At 38.4% G+C, this 14611-nt stretch carries 11 protein-coding genes; 3 read left to right on the forward strand and 8 right to left on the reverse strand.

The genetic code is table 11. The features are described 5' to 3' along the window. The first annotated feature begins 65 nt into the window (after positions 1 to 65). The gene (locus FNW07_RS09685) at positions 66 to 1721 is read left to right on the forward strand and encodes a SulP family inorganic anion transporter (RefSeq protein ID WP_126742608.1); all 1656 of its coding nucleotides are present in this window, start codon (positions 66 to 68) and stop codon (positions 1719 to 1721) included. 114 nt (positions 1722 to 1835) lie between these two features. Next, positions 1836 to 2474: a carbonate dehydratase gene (can, locus tag FNW07_RS09690; RefSeq protein WP_126742607.1), complete on the forward strand. Its 639-nt coding sequence runs from the start codon at positions 1836 to 1838 to the stop codon at positions 2472 to 2474. Positions 2475 to 2507: 33 nt separating this feature from the next. Here can and FNW07_RS09695 read toward each other — a convergent pair whose 3' ends face one another. From FNW07_RS09695 to FNW07_RS09705, 3 genes are all read right to left on the reverse strand, one after another. After that, a complete protein-coding gene (locus FNW07_RS09695) occupies positions 2508 to 3707 on the reverse strand; it encodes an LETM1-related biofilm-associated protein (protein WP_126742606.1) in 1200 nt (399 codons plus the stop codon). Positions 3708 to 3797: 90 nt separating this feature from the next. After that, complete coding sequence (locus tag FNW07_RS09700) at positions 3798 to 4430, reverse strand: YdeI family protein (RefSeq protein WP_126742605.1); 633 nt, start codon at positions 4428 to 4430, stop codon at positions 3798 to 3800. Continuing rightward, positions 4390 to 4914: a superoxide dismutase family protein gene (locus FNW07_RS09705; RefSeq protein ID WP_126742604.1), complete on the reverse strand. Its 525-nt coding sequence runs from the start codon at positions 4912 to 4914 to the stop codon at positions 4390 to 4392. The genes FNW07_RS09700 and FNW07_RS09705 overlap by 41 nt, the downstream gene beginning before the upstream one ends. Positions 4915 to 5096: 182 nt before the next feature. Here FNW07_RS09705 and FNW07_RS09710 point away from each other — a divergent pair, with 182 nt between their 5' ends. Beyond that, the gene (locus FNW07_RS09710; RefSeq protein ID WP_126742603.1) at positions 5097 to 6311 is read left to right on the forward strand and encodes an FAD-binding oxidoreductase; all 1215 of its coding nucleotides are present in this window, start codon (positions 5097 to 5099) and stop codon (positions 6309 to 6311) included. Between the two features lie 185 nt (positions 6312 to 6496). On the opposite strand, the gene FNW07_RS09715 is transcribed toward FNW07_RS09710, so the two are convergent. The 5 genes from FNW07_RS09715 to FNW07_RS09735 all read right to left on the reverse strand — a co-directional run bounded on the left by FNW07_RS09715 (position 6497) and on the right by FNW07_RS09735 (position 14444). After that, positions 6497 to 8287, reverse strand: coding sequence for an acyl-CoA dehydrogenase family protein (locus FNW07_RS09715; RefSeq protein ID WP_126742602.1), 1791 nt, complete (start codon positions 8285 to 8287; stop codon positions 6497 to 6499). Positions 8288 to 8312: 25 nt separating this feature from the next. Continuing rightward, on the reverse strand, positions 8313 to 9494 hold the full coding sequence (locus tag FNW07_RS09720) for an acetyl-CoA C-acyltransferase (RefSeq protein WP_126742601.1): 1182 nt from the start codon (positions 9492 to 9494) through the stop codon (positions 8313 to 8315). Positions 9495 to 9533: 39 nt separating this feature from the next. Beyond that, on the reverse strand, positions 9534 to 11924 hold the full coding sequence (locus tag FNW07_RS09725; protein ID WP_126742600.1) for a 3-hydroxyacyl-CoA dehydrogenase/enoyl-CoA hydratase family protein: 2391 nt from the start codon (positions 11922 to 11924) through the stop codon (positions 9534 to 9536). A gap of 51 nt (positions 11925 to 11975) precedes the next feature. After that, positions 11976 to 12461, reverse strand: coding sequence for a MarR family winged helix-turn-helix transcriptional regulator (locus FNW07_RS09730; protein WP_126742599.1), 486 nt, complete (start codon positions 12459 to 12461; stop codon positions 11976 to 11978). Between the two features lie 210 nt (positions 12462 to 12671). After that, positions 12672 to 14444, reverse strand: coding sequence for a long-chain fatty acid--CoA ligase (locus FNW07_RS09735; protein WP_126742598.1), 1773 nt, complete (start codon positions 14442 to 14444; stop codon positions 12672 to 12674). Positions 14445 to 14611: the final 167 nt, after the last annotated feature.

The raw sequence follows: 14611 nt of genomic DNA on the forward strand, positions 1-14611 counted from the left end.
TTAAAATCAATCTGTTACATTTTTTAATGTGACCAAATCTTTGTATTCAATTTTATTAAGGTATTATGACAAAAAAAATCAATCTTTTTGCCAACCTTAAATCTGACTTTGCTTCGGGTTTAGTGGTTTTTCTAGTGGCGTTGCCATTGTGTTTAGGTATTGCGATGGCGTCAGGAGCCCCGTTGTTTTCAGGTATTATTTCAGGAGTTATTGGTGGAATAGTTATCGGTTATCTCAGTAAATCACATATCAGTGTTTCTGGGCCGGCTGCAGGTTTAACGGCTATCGTATTAACGGCCATCAGCGATTTGGGAGCCTTCGATATATTTTTAACCGCCGTTTTTATTGCCGGTTTAATCCAATTGGGACTGGGCTTTATCAAAGCCGGAAGTATCTCGAATTATTTTCCCACCAATGTAATTGAAGGGATGCTGGCCGGAATCGGGATTATTATTATTCTTAAGCAATTACCCCATGCTTTTGGTTACGACAATGATTTTGAAGGGGACCAGTCCTTTTTACAAATGGATGGAAGCAATACTTTTTCCACTTTGTTAGGGGTGTTTGATTATATCCAGTTGGGTTCCGTTGTCATCACAATAATTTCATTATTGATATTGATTGCTTGGGACAAAGTTTCCTTCCTCAAAAAGTTAAAGTTAATTCCGGGAGCACTTGTAGCGGTTGTCATTGGTGTAGTACTGAATGAAATTTTCACGCTTTCCGGCAGTTCACTTGCTATTGCCAAAGAACACCTTGTTTCATTACCGGTTCCAACATCTTTTGATGAATTTAAAACCATTTTTGTTACACCAAATTTTTCTGGGATTATGAATCCGAAAGTATGGATTGTTGGTTTGACAATTGCTATTGTTGCATCTATTGAAACATTGCTTTGCATTGAAGCTTCTGACAGAATGGATGTCCAAAAACGGTATACTGATACCAACGTGGAATTGAAGGCACAGGGAATTGGTAATATCCTAAGTGCACTTATTGGCGGCTTACCCATGACTTCTGTGGTAGTTCGTTCGTCGGCTAATAATAATGCCGGTGCCAAATCAAAAATGTCTACCATTATTCACGGGATTTTGTTATTGATAAGTGTAGTGGCAATTCCGCTAATTTTGAATAAAATCCCCCTAGCGACACTAGCCGCCGTTCTTCTTTTGGTTGGTTACAAATTGGCGAAGCCGGCAACTTTCAAACATTTTTGGGAAAAGGGGAAATATCAGTTTTTGCCGTTTATTGCGACATTGCTCGCCGTAGTATTTACCGATTTGTTGAAAGGTGTCGTATTGGGAATTATTATCAGTATTATTTTTGTTTTGAAAGGGAATCTCAAAAGAGCATACAGTTTCCGGAAAGAACAATATGCGGATGGTGATATCATTCACATCGATCTGGCTCAGGAAGTTTCATTTTTGAATAAGGCAGCCATCAAAAGCACGTTGAATGACATTCCGGAAAATTCAAAAGTGGTTATCCATGCACATGATACGGTTTATATTGCCCACGATATTTTGGACTTGATCCATGAATTTAAAACCACAAGGGCCATTGATGAAAATATCAAGGTAAAACTGAAAGGATTTAAAAAGGCATACCGATTGGAAAATAGCGGTGAAACTCCTAATAAAGTTACCTTCGAACATTACTATGATGCGGCACAGCGAAAGACCATCAAAAGAGAAATTATTTTAGAGGAATTAACGAAATAAAGTATAAAAAAAAGAATTAACCTATATTTGCAATTACTATTTATAGGTCAATTATTTTACAGCGTAGAAAAATAGATATTAACATTTTTGCAATTAAAAAATAATAGAAAAACAATGAGCGATTTTTATAAAAAAATACTAGACAACAATAAGGCTTGGGTTGAATCCGCTTTGGAGAAGGATCCCAATTATTTTAAAGATCTGGCCAAAGGACAAACACCACCATTGTTATGGATTGGATGTTCGGACAGTCGTGTTCCTGCCAATGAAATTATTGGTGCCAAACCTGGGGAAGTTTTTGTTCACAGAAATATCGCCAATATGGTCGTGCACTCTGATATGAATATGTTAAGCGTACTGGATTATGCTGTGAATGTACTGAAAGTAAAACACGTTATCGTTTGTGGACATTATGGTTGTGGTGGTGTGAAAGCTGCGATGGGGAACGATTCTATAGGTATAATAGACAACTGGATCCGCCACATTAAGGATGTTTATCGAATGCACCACCTGTATCTGGATTCGATTATTAATGAAGATGATCGCTTTAATGCCTTTGTGGAATTGAACGTGAAGGAACAGGTTTTTGATCTGGCTAAAACGTCAATAGTGCAATCGGCGTGGAGAAACGGTCAGGAACTGACAATACATGGTTGGGTCTATGGATTAAATTCCGGCTTTGTGACCGATTTGAATGTCAATTTCAGTTCAGATAAAGATTTAGATCAGGTATACCAATTAAGTTTTAAATAAAAATACAGACCGCTAAATTTAGCGGTCTTTTTTTTATTCTATATCGAGGTTTTCATTAAATGAGGAGGGAAGCATTTTTGGAATGAATTTAATCAATATCGGGAGTAATAAACTTCCTCCGGGTAATAGGAATATTGTTAACGATGGGATTGACTTACAGATATCCAACAGTTGTTTCTTGACTTTCTTTTTTTCTTTTTCATCCAAATCCCTGCGCGTTGAAGTGGCCAACAATATCATCAATTCTTTACTTTCAGATATTTCTTTGAACAGCCGCTTTTTATTTCGCGTAATTAACACTACAACACTTTGGGTAGTCTGGTCATAAAAATGTTTTACCGGATTGGAATAATTAAAATACGGGATTTCATTTTTATACTTCGTTATGAAATCGTTGGTCTTGGTGATGCTTTCGTTTACAAAATCATCTGGAACGTTCATGATTTCTGCTAATTTGTGTAAAAAATAGGCTTCGTTTTTTTCAATGATGCCATCACTCCACAATGCCATTCCCGCCATGTCAATCAAATAATATTTTTCGAGTTCATACGGGAAATAATCCAATTTGAGATCTTCCAGATTCTGCACATTTACTTTAGAGAATTTACTATATCGGACAGAAGCTTCAAATAATTTAATCAATAAATCATCATATTTTGATTTATTGGATTTGGTTTTTAAAGCTAATGAAACTATGCTGACAATAGTTTCCTCGATTTTCTTCAAATACTTTTCCGGAATGCGGCCATGAACTAAATACTGTCGGAACGCCAATACATCCACAAAAAGTAAAGCATTGGTGACTATCGGAGAAAAGTTCTTACTGATGATATCAATATTCGTCTGAACCCTGTCATCAATTATTTTCTCCAAATGTGAAGCAGGCGAACCTGTGGGCAATACTCTCTTGAACAAATTGAAGCCTTCAGGATTCATTTCCTTGTAGAAAGAAACCGCATTTAAAATAAAATTTTCGGGATTGTTTTCCTCCGTAATCAGGTTGTAAATACCATGTAGAGAATTCAGCAAGGCGATTTTAGAAAATTCATCATGAACCCAGCCGGAAGTGTTTATTGGAAAATTCGTATTGAAATCTACAATATGCCCGTATATGAAACCGGTTTCCCGTACTTTTTTGTACAACACATCGGGACTGGTCAAAGTCAAAACCGCTGAAGGGTTTTGCTTCAGGAAAAATTTATCTATCCAACCAATTGCCGAAGGGTTAATCATTTCTATAATTTGAATTCACAAAGCTATATTTATTTTGTGAATGGGTATTGCATTTTAAGTTAAGTTTTTATCATTATTTTTGGAAAGGAATCACTCTCTGGATTTTTTGTTTTGAGCACAATTGGTGATAATTTCTGATATTCTTTTATTTCGGGTGTCCTCTCTTTTAGCTTGGTTCAGCCAATATAAATAGCTTTTTCTACGCGAAGGACTGAACTTCTGATAATTGTCATAAGCTTCCATATTTTGGTTGAATGCAGCCTCTAAATCAGATGGAAGCATTAATTCTTCCACGGCATCCAAAGAAGTCCAGGAGCCATTTTGCTTGGCGGTTTCAATTTTGGCCAAACCACTCTGGTGCATCAGGTTATCTTTGGTCAGTTTTTCGATATAGCTTTTGTTGAGTTTACTCCAGACGCTTTTGTCTTTTCTGGGACCAAACATTTGTTGCCGGCGTTCATGATCGATATTTTTTACAGTCGAGTCAATCCAGCCAAAACAAAGCGCTACCTGTACAGCTTCTTCCCAGCGCATACTTTCAGTTTCACTTCCAACCCTATAAAAAATAAGATAAACCCCTTTTGAGGTATGATGGTTTTCGTGCAGCCAAGTTCGCCATTCTGCCATATTTTTAAAATACAGTTGTTCTTTTTCTTTCAATGTCAAATCCACCACAATGTAATTATTTGATAATTGCTGAACAGGCAACCCGCGCTCCTGCATTTCCCGATGGCTGGGATATGTAATCGTCCGGATCCTGGTGAACTATTAAACCTTTCCCAATAATATTTTTTGTCTCATCCGAACATCCGATGCACCATTCGGCTGTAGTAAAAATCACGGTTGCATTGCCGGATTCATCTGCAGTAAAATTTCCGATATCACCTTTATGAGCTTCTCCCGTTCCGAGTTTTCCATGTTTTTTAAAGGTAGGATTCCAATGGCCGCCTGCAGAACTTCCATCAGCAGCCGAACAATCCGATTTTTCATGAATGTGAATAGCATGAACTCCCGGTTTTAATCCGCTTAATTGCGCCTCCAAAGTAACTTTTCCATCCTTTTCACCAAACATTGCTTTCCCGGAAACTTTACTGTCACTTTTTGATTCGAAACGGAGGTCTATTTTTCTGTCGTAATTAACGACAGTACTTTTACAACCTATAATAATTGCAGTAATTACTATAATGGAAAGGATTAATTTTTTCATGATATCGAATTGATTATTTGTATAAAGTTACTCAAATAAAATTAAAGTGGTCGAATAAAAAACCACGTGAGCAGTTTCTTCCGCCAAATTAACATCGGAATTAACTGTCTTTTAGCGTTTAAAAGAGGTAGCTTCTTTTTTTATCCTTAAATTTATAGGAAGAAACATTTTACTTATAAGTTATGGATTTAAAATCGGGATACCCATTTTGGCTGATAAACGATGGACTTCCATTCAGTTATGAGAAGTTGGACAGAGATGTCGAAACTGAGGTGGTCATTTTAGGCGGCGGAATATCAGGAGCTTTAGTCAGGTATTATCTCGTGAAAGCCGGAATCAGCTGTATTGTGGTTGATGCACGTACCATCGGACTAGGCAGTACTTGCGCCAGCACTTCCTTATTGCAATATGAAATTGATACGCCTTTACATGAGCTTATCAGCTTAGTGGGAAAGAAAAATGCCGAAAGATCCTATCACTTATGTAATTATGCAATTACAGAACTTGGAAAAATTGCAAAAAAATTGAAAGTTGATTTTGAATTCAAAAAAAGCCTCTATTTTGCCGCCCATAAAAAAGACCTCAAATCTCTTAAAGTGGAATTTGCAGCGCGCCAACAGGCTGGTTTTGAGGTGCTGTATCTGAAGAAAGAGCAAATAGAAAGTGACTACGGTTTTACATCTCCCGGAGGCATCCTTTCCAATCATGGTGGACAGACCAATGCATATGCGCTGACACATGCTTTATTTCAATATAAAAAAGGCGAACAATTCAATACGTATGATCGATCGTCCATTATAAAAATCACTCATAATAAAAACAACGTTGAACTCCAGACTGAAAACGGGTATACCATGAAATGCAAAAAACTTGTATATTCCACAGGCTTTGAAAGCATCAAATATATAGATGAAAAAATTGTGGATTTACAATCTACGTATGCCGTTATCAGTGAACAATATAACGTGAAGAAATTCTGGAAAGACGAAGTTTTATTGTGGAACACGGCAGATCCCTATTTGTATTTAAGAACTACTCCCGATGGCCGAATATTAGTTGGAGGACGGGATGAGCCTTTTTATAACCCGAAAAAAAGAGACATGTTGCTTAAAAAAAAGACAAAGCAACTGGTCAACGATGTGAAAAAAATGTTTCCAAACCTTGATTTTACGGAAGAGTTCAACTGGACAGGCACTTTCGGTTCGACCAAAGATGGACTTCCTTATATCGGGACTTATGATAAATTACCAAACAGTTATTTTGCATTGGGTTTCGGAGGAAATGGAATTACTTTCAGTCTTATAGCTGCCGAAATTATTACAGATTTAATTCAGGGAAAAGAAAATAAGGATGCTCAGATTTTCTCTTTTGACAGGACAAATAATCCCCTTTCTTAATAAATAAGCAAAGAAAATTTCTTAAGAAAAACTTTGATAAATTTTAAGAGGAAATTCAAAATTTAAAAATTAAGATATGAAAGGCCAAATCATCGATATAATCAGGGCAAATTGGTTGGAAGTTAAAAAAAAACGCATCATCTTTTGAATGATACGGTTTCCAACATTTAACTTAACCAAAAATTTTAAAAACAATAGGCATTTTTCTCCACTAATTTGGTGGTAATAGTTTCCCTTATTTGTACAATATTAGGCATATTGGTGTACTTGGTAAATCTTCTCAATCCCATTAGCATCATGCGTTGTTCGTCGCCTTCGGCAAAAGAGATAATACTTTCTTTTCCTTTTTGAGTTACAATGTCAACGGCTTTGTACAAATATAATTTTGCCATGGCAATTTGCTCTTGTACTTTGGCTTCTCCTTCTTTTTTAGCTAATTTTTCAGTTCGCAGGATCGCGGACTCCGCCATGTAAATTTCTATCAGAATATCCGCAGCCGCCATTAGCAATTGTTGGTGTTCATCTAAGTCCGGCCCATATTTTTGAACGGCACCACCGGCAACCATAAGGAATGCTTTTTTCAATTTAGCCAGCATTTCTTTTTCTTCGGCAAATAATTCGGAATAATCAGGAGTTTCAAAAGAAGGAATTCCCATTAACTCTTCAGAAACTTTCGTGGCAGGACCTAACAAATCCACATGACCTTTCATGGCTTTTTTGATCAGCATACCAACCGAAAGCATTCTGTTAATCTCATTGGTGCCTTCATAGATTCTCGCAATTCTTGCATCTCTCCAGGCACTTTCCATCGGTGTATCTTCTGAAAACCCCATTCCTCCAAAAATCTGTATTCCTTCGTCGGCACAATTTTGAATATCTTCAGAAACGGCTACTTTCAATATTGAACATTCGATTGCATATTCTTCAACACCTTTCAATTCCGCTTCCTGGTGACTCGCTCCTTCTGCTTCACGCCCTGCAATCCTATCCTCTATGTTTTTTGCAGCTCTGTATGTGGCACTTTCTCCGGCATAACAGTTAGCTGCCATTTCCGCTAATTTGGAACGGATGGCCCCAAATTGTGAAATAGGAGTCTTGAATTGAATTCTTTCATTAGCATATTTTACTGAATTGGTGGTAATTCGACGTTGTGCATCGAGACAGGCGGCTGCCAATTTGATCCGACCAACATTTAGCGCATTCATTGCAATCTTAAAGCCATTTCCTCTTTCTGACAGCATGTTTTCCACAGGAACTTTGGTGTCAGCAAAGAAGACCTGGCGAGTAGAAGAAGCACGGATTCCTAATTTATGTTCTTCTTCATTCATCGAAATCCCGTTATTGGGGTTATTTTCGACGATGAAACCCGTAATGTTTTTGTCATCCCCAATTCGGGCAAATACAATGAATAAATTACAAAAACCGGCATTTGTAATCCACATTTTTTGTCCTGAAATTTTATAATGTGTTCCGTCTTCTGATAAAACTGCTTTCGTCTTACCGGAATTTGCATCGGATCCTGCCTCCGGTTCGGTTAAGCAATAGGCCCCAAACCATTCGCCTGAAGCCAATTTAGGAACATATTTTTGCTTTTGTTCTTCGGTTCCGTATAAGGTAATAGGCATAGTCCCGATTCCGGTATGTGCTCCAAAAGCACTGGAAAACGATCCTGTTGCTCCGGAAATATAATCGCAAACCAAAACAGTATCTACAAATCCCAATCCCATTCCGCCATACGCTTCAGGAACAGAAATACTCAGGAAACCCATTTCAGCTGCCTTGTGCATACATTCTACTGTGAAGGCGTATTCTTTATTTTCGAATCGGTTTTTGTTTGGCCAAATTTCTTTATCCACGAATTCTTTTACCGAGTCACGCATCATTTTTTGTTCTTCTGAAAAGTCTTCCGGTGTAAAAATGTCTTCGCATTTGGTTTCTTTAACAAGGAACTGACCTCCGCGCGTTATATCTTTCATAATAATTTCTTTTTATATTGGTTGGTTATAGTAATTCATAAATTCCCGCAGAACCTTGTCCGGTACCCACACACATGGAAACAATTCCGTATTTATCTCCCCGGCGCTTCATTTCGTCAAACAATTGGACGGATAATTTGGCACCGGTACACCCTAATGGATGGCCTAAAGAAATTGCACCGCCATTAACGTTTACGATTTCGGGGTTTATGCCCAATTCACGGATTACAGCCAGTGATTGTGAGGCAAAAGCTTCATTCAATTCAATCAGATTAATATCTTTTAATTGCAGTCCGGCTTGTTTCAATGCTTTCGGAATGGCTTTTACAGGACCGATTCCCATAATTCTTGGCTCAACACCTGCCGAGGCAAAACTGACCAACCGGGCAATAGGAGTAAGGTTTAGTTCTTTTACCATTTCTTCGCTCATGATTAGGACAAATGCAGCTCCGTCGCTCATTTGGGATGAGTTTCCGGCCGTCACGCTTCCATCAGCAGCAAATACCGGTTTCAAAGCACTTAATGCTTCTACCGAAGTTCCTGCACGCGGCCCCTCATCCTTATTGACTACATAGGATTTGGTTTCTTTCTTACCATTTTCATTGATGAAAGTCTGCTCAATTGTAATCGGGACAATTTGTCTGTCGAATTTACCTTCGGCTTGTGCTTTCAAAGCTTTCATGTGCGATTGATAGGCAAATTCATCCTGATCGGTTCTGGACACATTGAATTGTTTTGCAACGGCTTCAGCAGTAAGTCCCATTCCCCAGTAATAATCCTCATGTCCATCTTTCGCAATGGCATAGTCCGGTGTAGGTTTGTATCCTCCCATGGGGATGAAACTCATGCTTTCGGCACCACCGGCAATGATACAATCGGCCATTCCGGATTGGATTTTGGCTGTAGCCATTCCGATAGTTTCAATTCCTGATGCACAATATCGGTTAACGGTTACGCCCGGTACATCGTCGATTTTCAATCCCATTAATGAGATTAATCGTCCCACATTCAGACCTTGCTCTGCTTCGGGCATCGCATTACCGACCATTACATCATCAATACGCTTTTTGTCGAAATCTGGCAATTCGTTCATCATAAACTGAATGGTTTCTGCCGCCAATTCATCAGGTCTTTTAAATCGGAACACGCCTTTAGGTGCTTTCCCAACTGCGGTTCTGTATGCTTTTACTATATAGGCTGTTTTCATATGGACATTTTAAATTTTTTAATTAAAAATTTATAATTTTTAATTTCTTAGCGGTTTCCCTTTGGTTAACATAAACTGTATTCTTTCCAGTGTTTTTCTTTCGGTACACAAGGAAAGGAATGCTTCGCGCTCGATATCCAATAAATATTGTTCGGATACTAGTGTCGGTTCGGATAAATCGCCACCTGCCATTACATAGGCCAGTTTGTTGGCAATTTTTTTGTCATGTTCGGAGATGTAGTTCCCAGCTTGCATCTGGTCCGTCCCGACAAGGAACATTCCCAATGCCTGCTTTCCTAGGACTTTGATATCGTTACGACGGATAGGTTGTGTATAACCAGCTTCCGCCATCAGCAATGCGTGTTTTTTGGCTTCTGCTATCTGACGGTCTTTGTTGACAACCACAACATCTTTTCCGTGTTGTAATATTCCCAAATCGAATGCTTCATAAGCTGAAGTGGATACTTTGGCCATGGCTACAGCCAGGAAATATTCTTGTAAAACGTTCAGTTCGACATCGTTTTTGCGGAATAAATCCGAGGCACGCAAAGTCATTTCTTTAGATCCGCCTCCGCCGGGAATTACCCCAACACCAAATTCCACCAAACCGATATACGTTTCGGCCGCAGCAACCACCTTATCGGCATGCATGCTCATTTCACAGCCGCCGCCCAGTGTCATTCCGTGTGGCGCCACAATTACAGGAATACCCGAATAACGTACGCGCATCATCGTATCCTGAAACATTTTGATAGCCATATTCAATTCGTCATATTCCTGTTCGACAGCCATCATGAATATCATTCCGATATTGGCCCCAACGGAGAAATTAGCAGCCTGGTTTCCGATTACCAAACCTTGGTATTCTTTTTCGGCCAAGTCAATTGCTTTGTTGATTCCCTGCAATACATCGCCGCCGATGGTATTCATTTTGGATTGGAATTCCAGATTTAAAATTCCGTCTCCTATATCTTGTATGATTGCACCGCTGTTGCTCCAGATTTTTTTGCTTTCGCGGATGTTGTTCAAAATAATGAAGGCATCCTGACCCGGAACTTTCACCTGAGTTTTTGTAGGAATAGCATAGAAATAAGTAGCTCCTTCTTTCACGGTATAAAAACTGGAATTTCCGGAAGCCAACATCTCATTTACCCATGCTGCAGGTTCTAGACCTTCGGCTTTCATAATTTCAATTCCCTTTTCAACACCAATGGCATCCCAGATTTCGAAGGGCCCATTTTCCCAACCGAAACCGGCCTTCATGGCATCATCAATTTTGTACAACTCCTCTGAAATTTCCGGCACTCTGTTGGAAACATAGGCAAACATTCCGGCAAAGCTTTTTCTGTAAAATTCACCTGCTTTATCTGTTCCTTTCACTAATACTTTGAAGCGGTCAATAGGTTTATCAATAGTTTTGGTTAACTCTAAAGTCGCGAACGATGCTTTTTTTGCAGGCCGGTATTCCAAAGTATTTAAATCCAGCGAAAGGATATTTTTATCCACTTTTTTATAAAATCCCTGTCCGGTTTTACTTCCCAGCCAATTATTTTCGAGCATTTTGGTGATGAAATCCGGCATTTTGAATAAATCGTGTGCCTCATCGGTCGGACAGTTTTCGTAAATCCCGTTGGCAACATGAATTAAAGTATCCAAACCAACGACATCAACTGTTCTGAAAGTGGCGGATTTTGGTCGGCCAATTACCGGTCCGGTCAATTTATCTACTTCTTCAATGGTCAAATCCATTTCTTTGACAAGGTGAAACAAACTCTGGATTCCAAAAATTCCAACTCTGTTTCCAATGAATGCCGGAGTATCTTTGGCTACGACCGAAGTTTTGCCCAAAAATTTCTCTCCATATACAGTCAGGAAATCCAAAACCTCAGTTGAAGTTTGTGGACCCGGAATAATTTCGAATAATTTTAAATATCGTGCAGGGTTAAAAAAGTGTGTCCCGCAGAAGTGTTTTTGAAAATCTTCGCTTCTTCCTTCACTCATAAAATGAATTGGGATTCCCGAAGTATTTGAAGTAATCAATGTTCCCGGTTTACGGAATTGTTCAATTTGCTCAAAAACCATTTTTTTGATGTCCAGACGTTCGACAACTACCTCGATTATCCAATCGACATTGGCAATTTTGGACATATCATCGTTAGTATTGCCAGTTGTAATCCTGCTGGTAAACTTTTGATTGTAAATGGGGGAGGGCTTAGATTTTAATGCATTGGACAAATGTTCGTTTACCAATCGGTTGCGGACCATCTTGCTGTCGAGTGTAAGCCCTTTTTTAGTTTCAGCCTCGGTCAGTTCTCTGGGAATGATGTCTAGAAGCAGTACTTCTAAACCTATGTTTGCAAAATGACAAGCAATTCCCGAGCCCATAATTCCGGATCCGATTACTGCAACTTTTTTAATTGTGCGTTTCATACGTAGTTACTATTTGTTTTTTTATTGGAATATGGTATCGCCAATCATAAATTATTGATTGTTTTTTTGATTTATGGCGATGTCATTTTTATTTTTTTCGGGTTGGTTAAAAATATTTTTTTCTTGAATTAATTCATTGATAATTTCCGAAACTTCTATAAAGTGTTGGAGTTTTTCATCTGTAATATGCTGTTTGACGGTTTCGTTAAATTTCAGCACGGTGTTTTTGGACAAATCTCTTTTTTCTTTTCCGAATTCGGTGAGGTAAATCAGTACACCGCGGCCATCATCAGGATTTTTTTTCCGGAAGACCAATCCTTTGTCTTCCATGGATTTCAAGGTTCGGGTTAGGCTGGTCGCTTCCATTCCCATTTTCGGGCCCAGAGCTGTAGAAGGAGTTCCTTTGTCTTTGTCGATACTCAATAAGGCAAAACCGGTGGCCATTGTAGCGCCATATTTAGAAGCTTCTTCGTTATACATTCGTGAAATTGCTTGCCAGGTTGCTCTTAATATATAATCTATAGTTTTATCTTTCATATCTGATAATCTGAATACCAAATATAATAAAAAATATTATGCACGCATAATAAATTAAAATTATTTTTTTGTTAAGTGAAGCATAAAATAGCTTTAAAACTAGACGAGTCGTTTGAAGAATTCAGGAATACTTATATTATTTTTTTTAAAGATGAGATGATTTATATCACTAAAAAGCAAAAAAAAACTCCTCAAACGAGGAGTTGACTATTAACCGTATATTTTGGAATACAAATTTTTGTATTTTTCCATCACTACTTTTCGTTTCAGTTTTAGGGTAGGAGTGAGGTGTCCACCTTCGATAGACCAAATGTCCGGAGTCAGTTCAAAACGTTTTATTCTTTCCCAATTACCGAATTTTTCATTTAAGGTGTCAATTTCCTGCTGAATTCGTTCAATAACAGTGGGATTTGCTATGATATCCTCATTGGTAGTACCGATTTCGATTTTATGGAGATGTCCCCATTCTTTCAGGAAGTCAAAACTTGGCTGGATGAAAGCGGCAGGCATTTTTTCTCCATCACCTATAACGATTATTTGTTCAATAAAACGGGATTGCTTCATCGTATTTTCAATCAGCTGTGGTGCGATGTACTTTCCGCCGGATGTTTTAAACATTTCTTTCTTACGGTCCGTTATTTTAAGGAAGCCATCCTCGTCAAATTCTCCGATATCTCCTGTGTGAAAATATCCGTTTTGCAATGCTTCAGCAGTCTTTTCTTCTTCCTTATAATAACCCATCATAACATTCGGGCCTTTACAGAGAATTTCGCCATCGGGAGCAATTTTCACTTCGACGTTATCAATTACTTTACCGACGGTACCCACTTTGAAGCCCCTGTTTCTCATATCGTTTACAGAAATAACAGGAGAGGTCTCGCTTAAGCCATAGCCTTCCATTACAGGGATTTCTGCAGCAGCAAAAACGCGGGCCAATCTTGGCTGTAAAGCGGCACTACCTGAAACCATCAAATCAAGATTGCCACCAAGGCCTTCTTTCCATTTACTGAAAATGAGTTTACGTGCAATTTTGAGTTGGAATTCATACAAAGCGCCATTAGCCCCGTAAGGTTCATATTTCAATCCCAAATTAATGGCCCAAAAGAACAGTTTCTTTTTGATTCCGGTTAATTCGGTTCCTTTCGCATAGATTTTGTCATATACTTTTTCCAAAAGTCTTGGAACAGCCGTCATCACAGTAGGTTTTACCTCTTTGATGTTCTCGCTGATTTTCTCCATGGATTCGCCAAAATATACGGATACACCATAATACTGGTATAAATATAAAATCATTCTTTCAAAGATATGACATATAGGTAGGAAGCTTAACGCCCGGCTGGCTCCTGCGGCAAATGGAATTCTGGGCGCACTGTCCAATACATTAGAAACTATATTTCTATGGGAAAGCATTACGCCTTTTGGTCTTCCGGTGGTTCCGGAAGTATAGATTATGGTGGCTAAATCTTCGGTTCTAACGTTATTTTTTCTTTCTTCAACCGTATTCTGATTACTGGTATCGGCACCTAAAGTCAATAATTCCGTCCAATTTTTACAGTTTGGAATTTCGTGGAACGAATACACTTCTTTTAAATTAGGAACATTGTTTCGGATAAGGCTGATTTTTCGGAAAACTTCAGCATCGGATACAAAACAATAAATGGCGCCACTATGGTTCAGGATATATTCATAATCTTCTTCTGAAATAGTGGGGTAAATGGGAACATTCTGAGCGCCGGTTTGCAATACCCCGATGTCCATAATATTCCATTCGGTTCTGTTATTGGATGAAATGACCGCAATTTTATCATCTTTTTGAACACCCAGACGCAGTAGCGCCCTGGAAATGGCATTCGCTTTTGCGATGTATTCCTCAGTAGAAGTCTTTACCCATATCCCGTCATATTTTGTTACTAAAGCATCAGGAATATTGAAATTCTCTTTCTGGTAATAAGGAAAATCAAATAAGCGCGTTATTTCGGTCATTGTGGTATGGCATTAGTTTGTTGCAAATTAAGTAATAATTAATTATTCGACAATTATAGCTTGGAATTAATTCAGAAAATATTTGCACCTTTTTTAGCCCCAGTAAAAGATTTATTTGATTTAATTTTAACGGACTCCTCTTCTTAATGTAATATATTTGCACAAAT

Origin of the sequence: Flavobacterium sp. GT3R68 (assembly GCF_007109225.1) — a bacterium.
In the GTDB taxonomy this organism is placed as follows: Bacteria; Bacteroidota; Bacteroidia; order Flavobacteriales; family Flavobacteriaceae; genus Flavobacterium.